The following is a 20,972-nucleotide window of genomic DNA, read 5'->3' on the forward strand; positions in this document are numbered from 1 at the left end:
AGTCCACCACACGGATTAGTCGCTACAACGCTTTGACCATAAGCTTTTGCGTTAGTCATGTCATTGGCGTTGTCGATGAAGAAAATACCTGGCTCTGCAGAGTACGTTGCACAAACGTTGATTAAATTCCATAATTCCTGCGCTTTAATCGTACGGTATGTGCGTACTTTATAGCCCATTTTCTCCCATTCGCGCACGTCTCCAACTTTATGCCACTCACTGTTGTAAATAGCCATTTCTTCTTTTGTATATTCTTCAACAGCTGGGAAACGAAGCTCGAATTCAGCGTCATTTTCAACTGCTTCCATAAATTCTTTTGTTAATGTTACAGAAATATTTGCACCAGTTAAAAACTCTGGATTGTGAACAGTATAAGTACCGCCATCGCGTAGTTTGTTTTCCGCTTCGCGAATAATAGCTGTATCAAAACCACCTAAGCCTTCGATACCTTTATAGTTAACAATACCTTGGTACATAGCTTCCTCTTGAGTTGAAAGAGGTTTAAAGTTTAATTTTTCTTTTGCTAGACGAATAATTGTTTTATCCGTTGTATTTTCGATTAGGTATCGTAGAATACGTGGATTTTGCATTTTCGAAATAATAAATTCCACGATATCAGGATGCCAATCTGCCAGCATAATCATTTGTGCTCCCATTTTTTGTTACAGAAAAATAATGAATTTAATTTTTCTGGTATGGTCATTTCTGCCATACTCTTATGCTTTCACATAAGATCAGACTATATCATCAAAGAATACTGTTCTTTGTCTCGTGCCTCATAAGAGCGTCACCGCCTAATATGATTTACTTCTTTCATACTTTGCCAAGCTTAGAAAGTTTCAATAGTCGTTGAACGTTCATCTACGTTTCCATAGACGCTTCGCTGCTGATTGCCCAATCTTTTCTTTTTTCAAGCATTCACACCTAACTTCACAGTTTACGTTGTAGCAAGAAAAGCTCTCAGGGTGTTCCAGCAATTCACGAGATTACGTCGCCGAGTCTTAACGACGGGAACCACCTTGTTCGACAAGATGAGTCAGTTTCGCAATATCATCTAACCATGATACAGAGCCAGATGATTTACCATTTACACCACGAGCTAAAGTGTTACGTGGACGCAATGTTGAACCATTTGTCCCTACACCACCACCGCGGCTCATAATTTCCATCACTTGCTTACGGTGATCACTTATTCCTTCACGTGAATCTGCTACAAATGGCATTACGTAACAGTTGAAGAAAGTTACATCCGTTTCAGATCCAGCTCCATAAATAACTCGTCCAGCTGGAATGAATTTTAATGAAACTAGTTGCTCATAAAACTTCTCAAACCATTCTTGGCGTTTCTCTTGTGTTTTTTCAACAGCAGCAAGCCCTGTTGCATTTCGTTTTGCGATTTGTTCATAAAATATTTCAAGAGGCTTTTCTAGCACGTCAATTGAACGCGTAATCACACCCGTTTCTTGCTCTTTCGGATCATCTATAGCACTACGGTAATCTTCCTCAATCAAAATTTCTGCTGTTTTTGTAGACATATCAAGCTTTTGGATTGTCCCTAAACCACGTGCAGGGAATTTTGGATCTGCCTTCACTGTTAATACGACGAAATCACCGGCTTTTAACGTTTTCTTTTCCGTATCTTTAAACGAGTAGCGATCGATCATTACAAGTCTTGATACACCTTTATGCGTAATGTGCATATCAGGTGTTACGGGATGAACCTGTGGAAATTGTTCAATATCTTTGTTTAACTGTTCAAATTTGTTTACTTCGGGTTGATGATTTGTGAGTACCATCGTTTTGCCTCCCTTATTTTCTGCTTTACAAATATAAATACACAATATCATGTGTCGTTAAACACTACATATTGTGTATGTTTCTTAAAAAAAGATACTATATCTAGTTTTTTAATTCAACTCTTGCAATTTCGAACAGAATGCGAACTGCTTGTTACTACAAGGGTTGAACGCTAAAAAAATATTTTTCTTATACCATTTTTTATTTTTTGAAGTTCCAATCATCACATGCATATTTTTTTTCTTCTAGTGCATGTACATATTCTAATTGCTCCTCAGAAAGTGTAAATGGTTTTAAATCAATTTGCAACGATTTTGCAAAACCATCTCTAAAAGCTGTCACACATTGTGCAATAGTCACAGGTTCTTTAACAAGGTTATTGATAGCAACCGCTTTTTCAGGCATCTTTCTACGCATACGCGCCTTCGCCTCTTCACTTGAAAAATTGAAGACAGATAATAATTTTTCTTGATCTAAATCAAGTAAAATAGCTCCATGCTGTAAAATAACACCTTTTTGACGAGTTTGTGCACTACCTGCCACTTTTTTACCTTCTACTACAAGCTCATACCAGCTTGGCGCATCAAAGCAAACTGCACTTTTAGGTTTCTTTAAGTCCGCTCTTTGTTCTTCAGTATTAGGAACACTAAAATAAGCATCCATGCCTAGATTATGAAACCCTTGCAATATCCCTTCACTTAACACTCTATATGCCTCTGTCACTGATTCAGGCATATCTGGATAGCTTTCAGAAACAATGACACTATATGTCAATTCATGTTCATGTAAAACGGCTCTACCACCTGTTGGACGACGAACAAAGCCTAGCCCTTGTTCTCGCACCGCTTCTAGATTAATATCTCTTTTCGCTTGTTGAAAATAGCCAATCGAAAGAGTTGCTGGCTCCCACTCATAAAAACGAATAACCGGTGGAATTAAACCTTCACTATGCCAATCAAGTAATGCTTCGTCTAATGCCATATTGAAAGATGGGCTACATTTCCCTGAATTTAGAAAATACCAAGTTGTCATATTTTCATCTCCTACAATTAATCATTTATGCCTCGGCATAAATGCGTCGGGAATCGGCTTTGTGCTTGCACAAAGAAATCCTTTTCGATTCCGTGACATCAGCCGGAGGCTTTACCTTTTGCGAATGTGTACAAAATAAGGCTCATCCCTATAGCGAGTGGTTGATTTCCGTTCCGGCCGGGCTCTTTCTCTGGGGACGACCGATGAGCCGCTTGGGCCAACAGGATGTTGGTCACGAAGGCGTTATCACAGGATGTGATGCTCTTAGCCTTCGTTCCCCTATCGCTAATCCCCGAGGAGTCGCCCTGCCTTCACTCCAATCAACCTATATATCGCATACGTTTTAGCAAATGCCATCCTACTCATGGTGATGAGCCAAAAATTAATGTTTCTCAAAATTTTGACACTCTGCGTTTAGTTCTATTCTTTATTGAAGTATCATCCACCCAAATCTAAAAATGGAGTAGCATGATTCTGTGACATTTCACTAATAACATCCATACATATAGATAGATTAATTCTAGCCACAATCTAATTAATTTTATCAAACTCATTGGACTATCGCTAGCGCATCTTTTATAATAATAAAGAAGATAGAAAGGGGTAAGAAATTTTGTTAAACATACTTATCACAATCGGTGTTATTTTAGTAGTCGTAATTGCATATATCGGTATCAATGCCCTACGACTAAAAAAAGCCGTAACAAACCTAACACAAGAACAATTTATTGAAGGCTATCGTAAAGCGCAGCTTATCGACGTACGTGAGCAAAAAGAATTTGATGCAGGTCACATTCTTGGTGCACGTAATGTTCCTTCAACAACTCTACGTCAACGTCACAAAGAAATTCGCCCAGATTTACCAGTATATTTATACTGTCAAAATACAGGCCGTAGCGCACGTGCTGCTCTATTTCTTAAAAAACGTGGCTACAACCAAATTTACCAACTTCAAGGCGGCTTCCGTACTTGGACAGGTAAAATAAAGTCTAAAAAATAATTTCAAAAAGTCGTTAAGGCATAAGTGACTACTATAAATAAATATACTCGCGAAATCTAAGGTAATTTATTTATATATACCTATCTCACTTTGTTTTAAACAGGAAGAAACCATCTCAAATGACTATGAGATGGTTTACTTTTTGCAAAAAATTCTGAGTTTCTACTATATTATATTTATTGTTTAACGTCTGACAACTTATTGAACAGAAAAAAGTAGCGCGTGCGGCAATATACTGCTCACATCACATTCAACTTCCTTTATCAAAGTTCTAGCTGCTTCCCTCACTCGTCCCTCGCCTTTTTTAACCTTTATACCAAACATTAAATATTATCCCTATTTTAACGTATGTCTAAAAATACTATTTTTCGTGTAATTTTTACCTAGACGAACTCCAATCTTCTTTTTTTCTGAAAAAGACAGAAATTTACCCTTGAATATTTATGGTAGCACTGATAGGATGTATAATATCTTAAAATAATGTCATCAAGACATACAATACAAGCTATGAATGCTATGGATAAAACTATAGCAGGAGCAGTTCTGGAGAGAGCGCATTTTGCGTCGCCGAAGGGTTCACTATCTCAGGCAAAAGGACAGAGGAGTAATATTAACTTTCATCATGAAAGCTATACCACACGAATGTTTTCTTTTTTACATACAACATTCGCTATGGGTATTTGTTATTCTGTCGTTTACGAGACTAGTGTCACTACTAGTCTCTTTTTTATTTCCAGTCATAGTTATTACGTATCTTTGAGGGGGAGCAACGTGGAACAACAACAACAATTAAAACGCGAATTAAAAAATCGCCATGTGCAGCTCATTGCGATTGGCGGAACAATCGGTACTGGTTTATTTTTAGGCTCCGGTAAAGCCATTGCTTTAGCAGGACCTTCCATCATCTTCGCCTATCTAATTGTCGGAACTGCCTTATTTTTCGTCATGCGGGCGTTAGGTGAACTGTTATTATCGAATGCTGGCTATACATCATTTACTGATTTTGCATCCGAATACATAGGACCTTGGGCAGGTTACATTACCGGTTGGACATACTGGTTCTGCTGGATTATGACCGCTATGGCAGATATTATTGCTGTCGGCGTTTATGTACAATATTGGTTTGACATTCCACAATGGGTGCCTGCAATTGGCTGTTTAGTCCTGTTGCTAATGTTGAATCTATTAACTGTAAAACTATTTGGCGAACTAGAATTTTGGTTTGCACTTATAAAAGTCATTACAATTGTTGCACTGATTGTGATTGGACTATTCATGATATTTACAGGCTTTCAAACAGGCGCTGGCACAGTTTCCGTTGAAAATCTTTGGGCATATGGCGGGTTATTCCCGAATGGTCTACACGGGTTCCTAATGGCATTCCAAATGGTTGTTTTCGCTTTTGTTGGTGTCGAGCTAGTAGGGGTTTCCGCTGCTGAAACGGCCGATCCTAAAAAGAATATTCCTTCTGCCATTAACAAAATTCCATTACGCATTTTATTATTCTACGTAGGGGCGCTATTTGTTATTTTATGCATTAATCCTTGGCATGAAATGTCTGCCTCTAGTAGTCCATTTGTACAAGTATTTACACTAGCTGGTATTCCAATTGCTGCAGGGATTATTAATTTTGTCGTTCTAACATCTGCTGCCTCGGCTGGTAATAGTGGTTTATTTTCTACAAGCCGCATGCTCTTTAATCTTGGAAACAACAAGCAAGCTTCACCAACATTTGCAAAGCTCAATAAAAACAGTGTACCAAGTAACGCACTTGTTGTATCTGCAATTGTTGTATCCGTAGGTGCATTACTAAGTAAATTAATGCCTGAAAACGCCTTTAGTGTTGTGACAACGATTAGTGCCATTTGCTTTATCTGGGTATGGAGTATTATATTAATCTCTCATATCATCTATAAACGTAAAAATCGTGCTCTTCATGAAGCATCAATTTTCAAGGCACCTTTCACACCGTTCGTGAACTATTTAGTACTTGCCTTCTTTGCATTTCTATTAGTAGTAATGTTCATTTCAGAGGCAACTCGTACGGCATTACTATTGACACCAATTTGGTTTATATTGCTGCTAATTCTTTATAAGAAAAAAAGAAAGTAATACGCTAAATTATATTGTCCTGGATAGTGACACTTTAAGCAAAGTGAAGCTATTCAGGGCTTTTTTTATTACAAATTAACGGCATTTTCTTGGCGGATGTTTAGAAAGCCGCGGAAAGAAGTAAAAAAGATGACTTCATTTACTGAAGTCATCTTTCTTTTATTGATTAAAAAATATTCATATTCCATTCGGTAGCGATATGCTTAAGTAAATTCACGCCAGCTACGCTGTTCCCGATGTCATCAATTGCTGGTCCATATATGCCAATACCGCTCCCAGCAGGAAAAGGTGAATCTAAGCCTGCATGACTTGGTACAGCCGCCAATATCGCTCCGGAAACACCACTTTTAGCGGGTAACCCGATAAATGCAGCAAATTTACCAGAAGCATTATACATACCACAAGTAACCATCAATGCCTTTGCTAATTTTGCTACTTGCTTAGGAAAAAGTTGTGTTTTTGTTAGAGGATGATAGCCATCATTGGCAATTACTAAACCAATCATTGCTAAATCTGAAACATTTACTTCAATCGCACATTGTTTTAAATAAACCTCCAATGCTTCCTCTACAGGACAGTCTAAAAAGCCAGAATCCATTAAATAATAGGCTAATGACCGATTTCGATTTGCTGTTTGCCACTCAGATTGATAAACCTCTTCATTCACCTTTAATTCCTTGCCAACCATTTGCTCTAAAAAATTAAGGATTTTTGAAACCTTTTCTTGCGGAGAATTTCCGTCAAGCATAGAGGATACTGTAATGGCTCCAGCATTAATCATTGGATTAAAAGGTTTCCCAGGCTGATGGCTTTCTAGACGAATGATTGAATTGAAGGTGTCACCTGTAGGTTCAACATCAACTCGTTCTAAAACATAAGGTAATCCTCGTTCCATACACGCTAAAATAAATGTAACGACCTTTGAAACACTCTGCAGCGTAAATAGTTCAGTTGTCTCTCCGGCTTTCATTTCGTCATTATTAGTACCGATAATCGAAATCGCCAATTGATTTGGATCTTTTTCAGCTAAAGCAGGAATATAACTTGCACATTGCCCCTCTTTAGCAAAAGGACGAAACTGTTCCACCCATTCTGCCGCAAGTTGATTATTATTATGATTGTTATGTTCTGTCGGCATTTTCTAATCTCCTTTCAAAAAACGGCATTTTACGCCAATAACTACTCAATAAGTACACTTAACTAAGAAAAAACTTAATAATAGGCAAAAACAGAGTCTCCATAGTTTACCCTACGAAGACTCTTTTTGGTATAACTTTTTTAAAATTTTGGAGGCATTTTACCTTCTGGAATTAGTGAAACATAAGTCTCCCCATCCAGACGTTCCTTCCATTCTTTTTTAGCTTCTTCAATCAGTGCTGGATTATCAATTAGATCCACAGCAGTGCAAGCCATAATTTTTGCTGCCTGCAACATCCCCTTATGTGCTATTGGCATAACACCCTGTGATACAACCTGCCAAGTATGAAGTGGTGTACCTAGTGCCATACATACAGTTGTACATTGAACAGTTGGGACATTCCAGCTTACATCTCCAACGTCCGTTGATCCACCTAATATAAATTCAGGTAGGACACTTGGGATGTGGTCAGCAATAACTTTACCTTGTAACTGCATAGCATCATCTTTTTTTAGACCTACTAATGCTGATGCCTGAATTTCAGGCGTAAATGTATTAAAAATAGCTTGGGCATGCTGTTCATCTTCTCCTGTATAAGTAGGCATTCCTAAATCAATTATTTGTTTTTGCATCGCACCATAAAGTGTTTTATTTGGAATAAGATTGGACGCTGCTCCCTCAAAGGCGATTTCTAACGATGTTTCAGTCATCAATGTTGCACCTTTAGCAATATTTTCAACACGTTGATAAATCTCTTGTACCTGATGCTTTTTAGGTGCTCTAATTAAGTATGTCACCTCTGCATACGGTTGAACGACATTTGGAGATGATCCCCCTGTGTTTGTAACCGCATAATGCACACGCGCTTCTGGAATGATATGTTCGCGTAAATAGTTCACCCGATACGAAAAACATATACATTTCTAAAAAATGTAAACAGCTCTACTGTGACACAACTTATATCTTTCGAATTTCGTTTTGTGTCTTCCTTATTCCCCGAGTCTGGTTTCGCAAAAAAGCTACTGCCATTTGGTATGACTCTCCAAAGGCTTAAATTCCGCAGTATCGTTGCGTACACATCTAAGGTTTAGTTTTTAGTTAAACTCCTTAGATTGAATAATTTGCTAAATTAATGCTTGCATTCAAATCTTTATCCAGATCATTGTTTTTCATCTTGACATGGTGTACTGACTCGACAATAACCAATTACCAACTTTTGTTTAGCAAATTTCTCAATGGACATTAACTCCATGTGTACCACCACTCTTTCACTATGATAAAATCACATTACCCTGTTTAGAGAGGTTGTTAACATTTTTATAGTTGTATATATTTTTCTTGTTCACACGAAGGCGCAACCCTTCATGCAGTCTTTCTCTCACGAGTAGACCTCTTATGCTTTCACATAAGCGCAGACTATATCTTCATCTTATCTTCTAATAAGAGCCACATTTTTCTTCCGCCATTCGCTTGCGGTTTTACTCTCCCTCAAGGAGATAGTCGTTGAACGTCTTCCGTGTCTCATGAGAGATTTAGGACTTTCGCTGCTAAACATCCATTGCCAAAGCACTTAGCGCCACCGTTTTCCGTTGTCACGATGATCCTTTACGGACACTGAGTGATTTTTTTCAGCTTATGCTATCCTTGTTGTTTTTTCTGCTTTCGCACCGTTACGTCTGCCGTTTCCAGCTCCGCGTTGGTCACAAGGCTTTAGGAGTTAAAAGCAATTAACGTGGAGTTCGCACCAATTGCTTGATACGAAGGGTATTCTGTTATAAATTTATGCTTCTATACAGATTTGTATAGTTTTGTCTGAATTTATCGTAACAGTTTAGTTACCCAACATTCATAAGTTCAACTGCATCTAATGCACTTCGTCCTAAATGTGGCGCTGCTGCTGCATGTGCACTTTTTCCCGTAAATTTAAACGTAACTGCATAGTTTGCAAGAGAGGTGCAAGTCATTACAGTCGTAAAAGTACCAGGATGCCAAGATATTGCAATATCGACATCATCAAAAATACCAGCCTTCGCCATATAAGCTTTCCCTGAACCATTCTCCTCTGCAGGACAACCGTAGAAACGAATTGTCGCTGATTGATTATTTTGCTCTAAATAATCTTTCACCGCAACAGCCGCGGAGAACGCTCCTGTACCTAATAAGTTATGCCCACAACCATGGCCACTTTCTCCGTCCTCTAATGGTTCGAAATGAGTAGCCCCACCTTTTTGACTCAAACCAGGCAGTGCATCATATTCACCGAGAAAGGCAATAACCGGCTTTCCAGATCCATACGTTCCTACTAGTGCTGTATCAAGGCCTGCAATGCCAAGTTCTGTTGCAAAGCCCTCTTTTTCTAAAGCTGCCTTCATATATTGAACAGATTTCTTTTCTTGAAAGTGAAGTTCAGGTACTGCCCAAATAGCATCACTTAATTGAATACTAGCATCCCTTTTTGACTCGACTAATGAAGAAATTTTTTCATGTACACTCATCTTTTTATACCCCCTATTATGAATTCAAAAGACTTCCTTTTTGATCATTTAACGTTAAAAGCGAAATAATACAAATAACTGCAAATCCAATTAACATCCAAAATGCTGCATCGAAGGAACCGTTAAAAGCATCTACCATAAAGCCGATTGCCATCGGTGTTACAAATCCAGCTAATTGCCCGCCTGTATTAGCAACTCCCATTGCGGAACCTGTAATAGAAGAAGGTAATTTCTTTAACACAATGGCAGGTAGTAATGTAATAACAAATGCAATAAATAAAGTAACGACCGTTTGATAAGTAATAAACATCGTTACCGACTCCGCTGTAAACATGAAGTACAATAAAATACCAATTAATCCACAAGAAATTGAACCTAAGATTTTGTCCATTCCTCGTGGTAACTTATCAATGAGATAACCACTTCCATAAATACCGATAATAGTAGTGATAGCTGGAATTGTTTGCGCCCAACCAATCGACATTAAATCGAGTCCACGATTTTTTTGAAGGTATGTTGGAATCCAAGAAACTAATCCCCAGTTCACCGCATAAATACAGAAATAAGCAATCATTAAATTCCACATAAGCGGCGTCTTAAAAAGTTCCTTAAAGTTTACTTTCGTAGAAGTATTTTCTTTACCATAACTACTTTCCACTACTTCCTCTTGTGGAAGTTTTATATATTTCCAATATAAAAATGCAATAATGGCTCCGATCGCACCAATGACAACAAACATCGTACGCCAGCCAATTGTTCCTAATAAATAAGCTGCGAGTAAAGGTACGATTAACGAAACAATGCCTCCAGAGGAAAGCATAATTGACATCGCTCGCCCTCGTTCTTCCCTCGGATAAATCGTCGCAATAATTTTAGAGCTCGATGGTTGGAATCCACCTTCCCCAATACCAAATAAAAATCGAATGATAATCATCGCAACTAAAGACCAAGCTATTGCCGTCAAACCTGTGAATATCGACCACATAATTACTGAAAAAAGTAAGATCTTTTTAGCCCCAAATTTATCAGCCAACCAGCCGCCAGGTATTTGCATAATCGCATAACCTAAAAAGAAAGCACTTAAAATAATTCCAGTGGAAGAAGCATCTAAATTTAAATCACCCGTAATCGATACCACTGCATAGTTCATGATGTAACGATCTAGATTTCCTAATGACCATCCTAAAAATAAGAGTGCAAGGATTAAATTTCTGGATTTTTTGGTTACTTCATTCGTTGTCATTACTATCCCTCCCATGTTTAAACTGCGTTGCTGCAATTGATCGTATTAAAGGAAAAAGACATTCAGTTACTTACTCGAATATTGCGACAACTAAAACTCTTATTCTTCCATCTCGATACCTATTGCAACTTTCCTATACTACTTTTTATCTCTCCCTATTAAAATCGGCCCCTATATATAGCGACATTTTCGTTATATATTCGTATAATAATCGACTTTTTATGAATTGACAATATTATTTTGAAAATTTTTAATAAATAATCGCACAAAAAAAGGTGTCTAACATACGTCATAGAAACTTGGAAACTGTTGATTTATCTACACTTTTTAAACATTCATCAAAAGCAAATAATAACTAAAAAAATTCTGTATTTTCTATTTCGCAAATTTCCGCCAAACAAAAAATGCCCTTAAACCATTCATTGGTTTAGGACATTTTATACGCTTGACCTACATCACAAGCCGGTATATTTTTATTGGTCTACCACGTGTATGCTGTAATTCTTCTCCACAAATTTCCGCTAAACCTACACTACATAAATCTGCCACAATGCGCTGTGCATTTCGTTCACTCATTTGAAGCTGTGCGGCTAAATCCTTTGTCGTAAAATGCTTCCAACTCATTTTTTGAACTAGCGCTTGTATTCTTGTATAGTTTTTAATACTAACATTGCCTTTTTTTAATTTTTCAAGGATAGTAGGATCATCAGCTCGATAGGAATATGATAGCTCCTCGCTATTTCCGACAGATTCAATCATTGTACCATCATCTTGAATCATGACAATATCAATCGATTCATGTTCTTTCGTTTGACGTAAAGCTCTATGCGCATTTACTTCGGCATTAAATACCGTTTGCGCAAAGCCTATTCCTGCTGTAACCTTTGCCTCCATTTCAATGGACAGCTGGTACATCTTTTCCTTGATGAATTGAATCTGCCCTTCGATTGCTCCCCTCGTACTGAAAATAGTATATCTCCCATTCCCTTCCTCGATTAAGGAACCATCAATCTGTTCGCATAATTGCAGTAAGTTTTCCTTCATGCGCAATTCTAAATATTGAATACGATATCCTTGTTTCATTCTTTCCTTCAATGAATCGAATTCTTTTATTTCGAGCATGACAGCACCTATTTGCGTTTCTTTATAATACGACGTTTTAATTTTTTCGGTAAATAGCTGAACGGTATGGTAAATTTCTGTTTTTGTAGGGGATACCCAATAGGAGGGAACTCCCCTCTTTTTCAGCTCTTCATCGACAGACGGGTAACATGTGATCGCAAAATCGATTTTCCCCTTCAGCCATAGGTCATAATGGAAATCAAATAATTCTTTCGGATCAATGGCCACATCAAATTCCTTTACATACATGTCCCTTACATTTTTCTCGATCTCTGCTACCCCTTCTAACAACATTTGTGCAGGTGATGAAACAATATCAATACTGACATTCTCAATAACTTTCCCTACTTTATAGGATTGCTCAAAAAAGCCTTTGTAAATAGCCGCCTCAGAAAAGATGATATGTGCCAGCTTATCCTGTGAAACACTTGTCTGGCTAGCAATTTTATAAGGTATGTATCCCGAAAATAGCCAAAAATCAACATCTTGATTGTAGGTTTCCACAAGATGTTGCGTTTCTGTAGCAATCGTATAAATATATGGGATAAACTCCATATCCTCTTCGATTTCATGTGCTAATTCGATAATTTTTTTTACGGATTTTATTGGGCCAACAACACCTATTTTATACATCTTTAGTACCTACCTTCTATGTCAAACTACTTTCGTTATGACAAACAATTCTTAATTATTATACAGATTAACTATAAATAGTATATCGAAGAATTGATATTCTACACAAATAAATAAGATAAATTTAACCAGTGGACTTTATATCAATGAATTAAGTGTGTCAAATTAAGCGGGTTGCTTTTGTGGGGCGTTGGGCGGCAGATGTTTTTTTGCGCGAAAGCGTAGCGGTAGTGGCAGATGGTTTTTGCCCGAAGCGTAGCGGTAGCAAACATTTTTACGTTTCGTCATCCAACTTTTAATTTTATCGGAATACTTTCATATTTTATCTCCCAACTTTTGATTTTTATCGATAAACTTTCACGTTTTATCGCCCAACTTTTGATTTTTATCGATAAACTTTCACGTTTTATCGCCTAACTTTTGATTTTTATCGATAAACTTTTATGCTTTATCACCTAACTAAGCCAATCGCGCATACTAAAACCCCGAATAATTTCGTTATTCGGGGTTTAGGCTTAAACAGTTTTATAAATCGTTTACATACATTTTATTATATAAAATTTCTAATTTTTTCGAGAGCTTACCGTACGCAGTTTGCCAAGCTTTACGAGCTGCTGCATTATCGTCTGTCGAAGGTACGTAAAGCGCATGTACATCAGCTACCTTTTTCAAGTCACTCTCGGCCTGTGTTAGTTTAGAATAATTTTTCACGACACTCTTTTCTGAAGAACTAAGGGCATCATATGCTGTACGAATTTCTTTTACTTTCGTTTCCAAGTCATCAATATATTCACCATTTACGAGCAGTGAATTAATTGATTCAACTAATTTCAAAGCACTTTCATTAGACTGTTGTTGACCTTTATCCTTATCGATAATGGATTGTCGTATTTCTGGACTAACTAAACTCATTTGTTTTGAAGTTAGCTTATTAAAAGCTTTAATAACAGTTGTTGGGTTACTCGTAAATGATTTGTCATACGTCTTCATAAATGATTCTACTTTTTTCACATCAGAAACCGCTGTTGTTAAGATCGACGCATTCGTAATACGTTTTTTATCACTAGAGCTCAGCTTTTTATATTCAATTGAAAGCTCATTAATCTTTTCTATTGAAACTGTATACGTCTCATTATCATTTGAGACAATTTTTGCAATCTCATTATTTAATGTTGTGACATCTGGTGCGTCTTCTAGACGATTATTGAGCAAATCTTCATATTGCTGTTTGGCTAAATGCTGTTGATTTGCTGGTAGCTTAGCATATGCAGTTTGTACGGTTTGAATTTTTTTCGCTTGTTTCGCAGCATCTGTTTCTTGTCGTGCTGCTTGCACTTTTTTATGGAATGACTTAACACCAGAAAGATCTTTACTGGCGGCTGTTAATAAATAATAGTTTGTAACATACTTTCGTCCACCCGAAGATAGGTTTTTATATTTTGTTGTTGCTACATTTACAGCACTTTCGAATTGTGCAAATGTATATTTCGTTACATTAGCAAGCTTCTCAACTTCGGCTTTTAAAGCCAATGCAGCCGCTTTATCAGCAGGTTCCTTACCATTTACGTTAACTGTAATTGTTGGCGTATTTAATAAAAAATCGTTTGCATTATAAACAAGTGACTGTTGTAAACTAGTTAACTTATTATAAGCTTTCAATACATTTGTGTAGTTCGTTTTTAACTTACTCTCAGCTACCCCCGGTGTTTCTGAAAGCTTTTGGTAAGCGTCCATGTCTTTAATAATTTTTTCAGCTGCTTTAAAATCCTTTTGTAAAGTTATCAAGCTATCATACCCGACAATTTTAGCCGCTGAATTTTTCGTTAAACCTTTATACTCATTAATAATACGGTTTACATTATTGACATGTCCTTGCCAAGAATCTTTTGATGGATCTATTGGGTAACTGTCATCCACATCGCCTACATAACTGTCAATCTCTCTATTTAAGTTGTCTATTTGATTGTTTTCTGCGTTTTCAGCTTGAAGTAATGTATGCTTATATTCCGTTGGTACTAGTTGTAGCTGTTTATAAGTTAGTTTTTCATAAGCCGTACGTATTGATTTTGCTGTAGTCACCTGTTTGCTAGGTGACTCTTTAGGTGACAGCTTATCGAAAAGTTTAATAAATTGTTCGACCTTTTTGATATCCGATTTAGCATCACTTAAAATCACTTGATTTTGAACAGTTGCTCGGTAATTTTGAGATAATTTTGCTATATCCTTTTCTATTGTTTCTACTGCTGATTTTAAAGATTCGATGCTAGTAGGTACATACGTAACAAAAGAACTTTTATAGTCTAATAATGCAACAATTGCCTGATTTAGTCTTCTAACTTCTTTAAATTCTTCGATATCTGTAGGATCTTTCAAAATGTTTTTAATGCTATTGTATAAGGCATCGTTTAGATCTAAGCTGCGTTGTAATAAATCCAACTTGTCATAGGCCTCATCGATTTCTTTTAAATACTTCGGTAGGTCTTTTTCATTAATCTCTTTTACCTTATCTACTTTCTCATTTAACTTGCTTATTACATCTACATCTACAGCAGCTCTCTTTAATACATCATAATTTTTCACATTCGCCTTTGCTGCAGCCGATAGTGCCTCATATTTACTTTCTAATTCCGTTACTTTAGCCTTAAAAGATTCTAAACTTGTTACATTATATGTGTTGTCATTTACTAATAAAGTTTTAATTTCTTCAATCATTGAATCGGATGGTTCATTAGATATTGTTATCACATCAGACTCGGCAGATTCTACCAAAGAAGTGCCTACCTTTGCCTGGACTTTGACCATTATATCTGTAATGCCATCTGTTAAAGCATTATTAGGAATTCTGTATGTGTCTTTAGTAGCTCCATCAATTATTGTGAAGGATTCACCAACTTTATAAAACCATTGATAGCTATATGTAATTTGATTGCTTTGTAACTTTGCCCCAGCATCATCGGTTACAATTGCTCCTCCTACTTGTACCGATTCACCAGGTACTGCATATTTTGAACTACTTTCAATTCTAGGTTTAGTTATTGAAAGTTTTAGTTCATTAATCGAACGGGGTTCACTCTTATACTTATTGCCTTCTGTTGTAGTCGCTTCCACGAAAACTGCTTTGCCTGCTGCTTCTACTGGTACTGTAAATGACGCTGTTGTGGCACCAGAGATTGGTTTATTCGTTGAATCATTAGAGCCACCTACATAGTACCATTGATAACCTTTAACAATTGAACTTGCTGGTAAGTTTTCGATAGAAGCTTTTAACGTTTCATTTACTGTATTTTTCCCTGTAACTGTAACTGTATCGGTTCCCGCCGCTCCTGCAACTGTTGGTACAAATAGAGCCGCTGGAATAGCTGCTGCTGTAAAAAGTAATTTTTTATTCAAATTTCCATACCTCCTCTATCATCTATTGAATTATATCGGCTACATTTTTAATAATTCTCTTCATTTTATAGATTAATTCTAAAAAGTGTATTTCCTCCTATTCCAAAACAGAAAATAATACTATTTTGATTTCACATTGATTTTCACACTATTTATTTCACTCTCTATATACTGAAGAATCTATTGCCGCTTCATCAACTGAATCATCGTCGTTTATCTCCTTATTAAATATCAGAATCATTTTTTTCATTTAAACAGATTTCTATAAATTCAAAAAGACCCTTTGCCTCAATTGTTCGATTTCCCCAATCATGCCAAAAATACAAGACCTGACCCACTACTCCTTCTTTTGTTGGATCTGTATCAAGACAAAGATAATCACCTCCACCATTTTCAGCAATCGGAATCCATTTTTTATTCCAAAGCGTTGGTTTAACCTCAACACCATACTCTATATCTGGAAACAAATCATCTGGATCAATCTCCTCCTGTAGAAACTCCCAATTATCAATAATTTCAGAAATAGGAGAAAGTGTTAAATTTCTAGCAAAGGGCAGTACTCCTTGCGACCAGTCTTGCCCATTAAATATACTATAAAAACTTTTCATCTCTTCAGTGAGAGTATTACCTAATGTAGTTTCGATTAGTTGAAATTCTTCAGCTGTTGCACCAGGCTGAAGGTTTAATACTTCTCTACCATTCATTTCTAACTTGGAATTTTTTTCAATGATACAATTCCATAGAATTTCAGCTTCACTTTTCAATTTTATCCCTCTCATTTTAATAATCTCGTTGTAGTTTTTTTGCCTGATGAGTTGCTAAAATCAGCATATCTTGTCGGGATTGGTAAACGGCTATCTTTTTCAATAAAATGCTTCGTTATATTAGTTGCCGTATCTAAATCAATCTCGTTACCACATGAAACAAATATCGGTTTAACATCCTTTCTACTTCTTAGAGCACGACCATACACTACCCCATCAATCACAATATTAGTAAACGCTCCAGCTATATTTTCCGGCATTATAAAATCAGTGTTCTCTATTTTATAATAAGTTTTGGCAACACCAATTGTAGGTTTTTCCAAGAAGAATGAGGCATGGGTAGCAATGCCCATATGACGACTATGCAAATACCCATTTCCATCAAACATATAAAGGTCTGGGTTCGTACTCAATTTTTTAACAGCCTCTAATACAAGAGGCAATTCACGAAAGGCTAAAAAACCAGAAATATACGGAATTGTAATTTCATTTATGTACTCAATTTGTTCAACTATCTTTTTGGAATTAAAATCAATAACTTGAATGCAACAAGCTCCATATTCTTTATTATTTTCATCCCAATAGGCAATATCTACTCCTGCAACGAGTTTAATTTGATCGGCTGAAAAATTGTTTTGTAGTGAAATACGCTTCCTTAATTCATTTTGTTGCGAAGTATAATTCAAGATCATGTCTTCCATTTCCATGAAGATTTCATCTCCTCTAATATAAATATACTATCACGACATACAAATAATGGGGTATTTGTTAATGGAAATGTTGCACCTCAAAGCAAAAGCCTCCAATCTATACACGTACTGTGAATTTTGCACATTACGAAAAGATTAGGAGGTATGAAAATAGCTCATGTCTTTTTTCTATGAGTAAGTTGGCCTTCTATGATACGCATCGAAGTCATAAGAACCGCAAAAAACCACGTGAAATACGCAAACCAAGCAGGACTTTACAATGATGTCGAAAAGTATCTTCGTGTTCACGCCAAGCGTATTTAATGAATAAATTCAATGAGGCATCTCAACTAATGAGTTGGGATGCCTCATTCTAAGTTTCAAAATATAATATTGATGCTCCATCTATTGCTTATAAAGCATATAAGTTTTTTCATAACAATCGACGTATTGCACACGCTCTATTTCGCCTGATAATGAATAAGTAAATATCAATCGTTCATAAATCATCTCGGTTAAAAAAGCCGTTTTCGTAGCGTCATGACTAAATGGTATAAGCTTAAATTTATATAAAGCTCCATACATCTTGGGGACTGTTAGATAAAGTTCTTTATTTTTAATAGTAATGGTAAGTACTTTGTCTTCATTTTCTATTACATATTGCCCAACGATTGAATCTTTCTTTATGAATGCTATCGGAACTGCAGGTGCTGGTGAAGATACATTTTTATCAAAAACAATTTTTGCAATCTCTCTACTTAAATGCATGACAGGTGTAACATTCATATTACTTAAAAAGATAATCGTAACTTGATCATCAATAAATCTAAGGAAATCACTTGAAAAACCGCTAATATCTCCAAAATGATGTATTCCGGAACTATTAGTTAAACAATGATAGATTGTTATTTGTTGCCATTCGGATAATCAAGTAGAAATTTTCCTACGTAATCATCCATATACAATTTTTGCTTTTCATGCAATTGAAATATAGCCAACGCTGTAAATGCTTTCGTAAGTGACCCAATACGAAATTTAGTTGTTGGCACATTCGGAACGCTATGCTCCCAATTCGCCATACCAAAACCTCTGTTTAAAAGAATATTCTCATTGGATGCAATTAATAAAGTACCATTCAAATAACCGTTTCGATTATAAGAATCTATCCAATTATTTAACCGTTCCTCTAAAAGCATGTGAGTTTCTCCTTACTAGAATAATTAATCTTTCTTTATATTGATGGATTTTCCTTACCTGATGAGTTACTAAATCCGCATATCTTGTATAGATTAGTAAACGGCTATCCTTTTCAAATCAATTTCATTTGTTGTGATGTATACCTTAGGATCATTTCTTCTATATCCGTGAAGATATTAAATCCTCTCTATATAAATATACTTCAAAGCAAAACCTCCTAATCCATATTCATACTGTGAATTTTACACATTACGAAAAGATTAGGAGGTACGAAAATAGCTCATGTCTTTCTTTCTATTCATATATTATCCTCTACTAGGAATTGGTCTTCTATTATAAGTATCGTAGTCATAAGAATGGGTATGATCCGCTTCAATTACTTTAATTCGAATGGACATTCCCTCTCCTACATTGGTGTTGATAGAAAACTGACCATTAAAGGCCTGTACCCTATCTTGCATTCCCCGGATGCCCATTGAATCAGCAATTATGATTTCCTCCATTTTACATCCTACACCATCATCAGCATAAATAATTTCAAAGCCCTGTTCTGTTTCTAATAGATGAATTTCGACAGTGTTGGCATACGAATGTTTTAAAGCATTATTTAACAACTCTTGGAAAAGCCGATAAATCATTAAGTTTAAACGCTCATCCTCTAAATATAGACGATCAATTGTATAAATTAAAACAAAATCAGAACGTTTATGAACTTTTTGAATAAGCTTCTCAAGCGCAGCATTTAAGCCTAATGTATCTAATAATGGCGGCTTCAAATTTTCACAGTAGCCTCTTAAATCATTTAAAGATGTAATCATATGTTCATGGATCTTACCAAGACCCGATTGAATATCCGTCTTTTTCTTCGCGTGGATAAATACATCCATCTCCCTAGCAATATGGAGTTGCTCTTGTAAAACCGTATCATGAAGCTCTTGTGCTAATTGATATTTTTCTTGTTCAAATCGTAGCCAAAGTAACTTATTAAGCCACGGTAACTGACTTCTATCAGCCTCTTTCATATGCTTTAACTGCTCTAATAGATCTTCCACCATTTTCGTATTTTCAATAAAATTATTTACATATAAAAGCAATAATTCAAGCCATAATAATTCCTCATCCTTTAGATGAATAGATTTATTGTGGTCTACGACTAGTATTCTTTTATAATTCATATCTTGGTGGATAAAAGCAATATAAAAATGCTCTGTCTTCTTTATATCTCCCAAGCGGAGTTGCTCAAGCTCTATTTCGTTCATTTGATTTTGAGTATATTCTTTGGATGTCCTTGTGGAAGTAATTTGATGTGTTTGCAAATCGTAGGTTAATATGTAAACATGTTTAATCTCAAGGTGTACCGCGATTTCTCGAACAAATTTCTCAAGTAAGTCTTCAATTTTTACGACCCTTCCGATACTATCAACTGTCGTATACAATCGATGGATATAATCCCCTTTTGTTGAAAAAAGAATTTTTCGCTTATGATAATCTATTTTCTCTTTAATGTAGAAAAGTGCTATTAAAGAAAAGAATGTAAAAAAGAAAATTTCCGTCATTCTTGACATAGACAAATCAGTAAGCCAATAAAGACCCATTAACAGCCAACTAGTAAAAACAAATGAAAAATTAAAGTAATGGCGTAAACGGGTAATAAAGTACTCCATATCAAATATACGTTCAGTGAGCTGTGTGCAAATAAAACTATAAGGTATTAACATTAGAAATAAAGAACTAATATCCGCAGAGAGCACTTGTTTATTGAAGATTATTTCTGGCAACGCATATAGCAACAAAAACGGTAGAAACGGGATGATGATACTACTTAAAAATATTTTTAATTGTGGTGTTTTAAATTTCAAGTAACTTATTCCCAATATACCTAGAATTACGGTTAGCAAAATAAAAAATATCCAAAGGGTTAAACTAGAGAATATAGGATTGATGAAAGGATATAAAACACTGTAAATGCTTGAAAAAAAAGCAATTAAAGGCAGTAAGTAAAATACTTTAATATTGTCAATAAAAATCCATTTTAAATTCATAAATAAAAAGTATTTCCTAAGAAAATGAATTAATAAGACTAAGCAAAGTATCATACTACTACGATTTATTATAATACCAACATTATCCATCTTGCCTGACGCGCCTATACTAACATATGCTAATGAAACAGTGAGTATAAAAAATATTAGTATATTCACTAAAGGGTTATTCTTTTGTTTAAAATACAAAAATAAAGAAATTAGAAGAGTAAGAAAAAAATAAAAAGTTGGTGCTATTAGTACATAATAAAATTGTTGGGGAATATCTAGTGGTTTTATGTGTATATGGATTAAACTACTATTAGATTTCTTTATCGT

The 20,972-nt window shown here is 35.7% G+C and carries 12 protein-coding genes, 4 pseudogenes and 1 riboswitch; of the genes and pseudogenes, 2 read left to right on the forward strand and 14 right to left on the reverse strand.

The window, feature by feature from the left end; translation table 11 throughout:
* Positions 1-5: 5 nt before the first annotated feature.
* The 3 genes and pseudogenes from AC3WSK_RS08700 to AC3WSK_RS08710 form a co-directional block, all read right to left on the reverse strand.
* Positions 6-653: pseudogene (locus tag AC3WSK_RS08700) on the reverse strand (ribonucleotide reductase barrel domain-containing protein); the annotation flags it as partial.
* Between the two features lie 351 nt (positions 654-1,004).
* Positions 1,005-1,796: pseudogene (locus tag AC3WSK_RS08705) on the reverse strand (ribonucleotide reductase barrel domain-containing protein); the annotation flags it as partial.
* 202 nt (positions 1,797-1,998) lie between these two features.
* Positions 1,999-2,829, reverse strand: coding sequence for a lipoate--protein ligase family protein (locus tag AC3WSK_RS08710; protein WP_170939020.1), 831 nt, complete (start codon positions 2,827-2,829; stop codon positions 1,999-2,001).
* Between the two features lie 613 nt (positions 2,830-3,442).
* On the opposite strand from AC3WSK_RS08710, the gene AC3WSK_RS08715 reads away from it, so the two are divergent.
* On the forward strand, positions 3,443-3,829 hold the full coding sequence (locus AC3WSK_RS08715; protein ID WP_079562970.1) for a rhodanese-like domain-containing protein: 387 nt from the start codon (positions 3,443-3,445) through the stop codon (positions 3,827-3,829).
* A gap of 533 nt (positions 3,830-4,362) precedes the next feature.
* Positions 4,363-4,439, forward strand: a riboswitch (glycine riboswitch).
* A gap of 161 nt (positions 4,440-4,600) precedes the next feature.
* Entirely contained in the window at positions 4,601-5,941 is a 1,341-nt protein-coding gene (locus AC3WSK_RS08720; RefSeq protein WP_427484147.1) for an amino acid permease, read from the forward strand.
* Between the two features lie 166 nt (positions 5,942-6,107).
* Here AC3WSK_RS08720 and AC3WSK_RS08725 read toward each other — a convergent pair whose 3' ends face one another.
* The 11 genes and pseudogenes from AC3WSK_RS08725 to AC3WSK_RS08775 all read right to left on the reverse strand — a co-directional run bounded on the left by AC3WSK_RS08725 (position 6,108) and on the right by AC3WSK_RS08775 (position 20,471).
* Positions 6,108-7,079: a glutaminase gene (locus AC3WSK_RS08725; RefSeq protein WP_079562968.1), complete on the reverse strand. Its 972-nt coding sequence runs from the start codon at positions 7,077-7,079 to the stop codon at positions 6,108-6,110.
* Positions 7,080-7,219: 140 nt separating this feature from the next.
* A pseudogene (locus AC3WSK_RS08730) lies at positions 7,220-7,978 on the reverse strand (zinc-binding metallopeptidase family protein); the annotation flags it as partial.
* A 939-nt stretch (positions 7,979-8,917) separates the two neighbouring features.
* Positions 8,918-9,574 (reverse strand): annotated as a pseudogene (locus tag AC3WSK_RS08735) (amidohydrolase); the annotation flags it as partial.
* 16 nt (positions 9,575-9,590) lie between these two features.
* Positions 9,591-10,817, reverse strand: coding sequence for an MFS transporter (locus tag AC3WSK_RS08740; protein WP_492412028.1), 1,227 nt, complete (start codon positions 10,815-10,817; stop codon positions 9,591-9,593).
* A 450-nt stretch (positions 10,818-11,267) separates the two neighbouring features.
* Entirely contained in the window at positions 11,268-12,572 is a 1,305-nt protein-coding gene (locus AC3WSK_RS08745) for a hypothetical protein (RefSeq protein ID WP_492412027.1), read from the reverse strand.
* Between the two features lie 525 nt (positions 12,573-13,097).
* Positions 13,098-15,962, reverse strand: a complete 2,865-nt coding sequence (locus AC3WSK_RS08750) for a hypothetical protein (RefSeq protein ID WP_492412026.1) — start codon at positions 15,960-15,962, stop codon at positions 13,098-13,100.
* Positions 15,963-16,186: 224 nt separating this feature from the next.
* Positions 16,187-16,666 (reverse strand): SMI1/KNR4 family protein, encoded by a 480-nt coding sequence (locus AC3WSK_RS08755; protein ID WP_492412277.1) that lies wholly within the window; start codon positions 16,664-16,666, stop codon positions 16,187-16,189.
* 71 nt (positions 16,667-16,737) lie between these two features.
* Positions 16,738-17,433, reverse strand: coding sequence for an endonuclease V (locus tag AC3WSK_RS08760; protein WP_492412024.1), 696 nt, complete (start codon positions 17,431-17,433; stop codon positions 16,738-16,740).
* A gap of 387 nt (positions 17,434-17,820) precedes the next feature.
* Positions 17,821-18,183 (reverse strand): hypothetical protein, encoded by a 363-nt coding sequence (locus AC3WSK_RS08765; protein WP_492412022.1) that lies wholly within the window; start codon positions 18,181-18,183, stop codon positions 17,821-17,823.
* Between the two features lie 137 nt (positions 18,184-18,320).
* A complete protein-coding gene (locus AC3WSK_RS08770; protein ID WP_254864986.1) occupies positions 18,321-18,611 on the reverse strand; it encodes a serine hydrolase in 291 nt (96 codons plus the stop codon).
* 306 nt (positions 18,612-18,917) lie between these two features.
* Positions 18,918-20,471: a sensor histidine kinase gene (locus tag AC3WSK_RS08775; protein ID WP_492412020.1), complete on the reverse strand. Its 1,554-nt coding sequence runs from the start codon at positions 20,469-20,471 to the stop codon at positions 18,918-18,920.
* Between the last annotated feature and the right edge of the window lie 501 nt (positions 20,472-20,972).

The organism is Lysinibacillus sp. EB271-A1-10B (assembly GCF_058791335.1).

Bases quoted from the DNA above. Each gene is read 5' to 3' on its own strand.
- AC3WSK_RS08710 (WP_170939020.1), bottom strand. From the start codon at position 2,829: ATGACAACTTGGTATTTTCTAAATTCAGGGAAATGTAGCCCATCTTTC.
- AC3WSK_RS08765 (WP_492412022.1), bottom strand. From the start codon at position 18,183: ATGCATTTAAGTAGAGAGATTGCAAAAATTGTTTTTGATAAAAATGTA.
- AC3WSK_RS08760 (WP_492412024.1), bottom strand. From the start codon at position 17,433: ATGGAAATGGAAGACATGATCTTGAATTATACTTCGCAACAAAATGAA.
- AC3WSK_RS08745 (WP_492412027.1), bottom strand. From the start codon at position 12,572: ATGTATAAAATAGGTGTTGTTGGCCCAATAAAATCCGTAAAAAAAATT.
- AC3WSK_RS08755 (WP_492412277.1), bottom strand. From the start codon at position 16,666: ATGAATGGTAGAGAAGTATTAAACCTTCAGCCTGGTGCAACAGCTGAA.
- AC3WSK_RS08770 (WP_254864986.1), bottom strand. From the start codon at position 18,611: ATGCTTTTAGAGGAACGGTTAAATAATTGGATAGATTCTTATAATCGA.
- AC3WSK_RS08725 (WP_079562968.1), bottom strand. From the start codon at position 7,079: ATGCCGACAGAACATAACAATCATAATAATAATCAACTTGCGGCAGAA.
- AC3WSK_RS08740 (WP_492412028.1), bottom strand. From the start codon at position 10,817: ATGACAACGAATGAAGTAACCAAAAAATCCAGAAATTTAATCCTTGCA.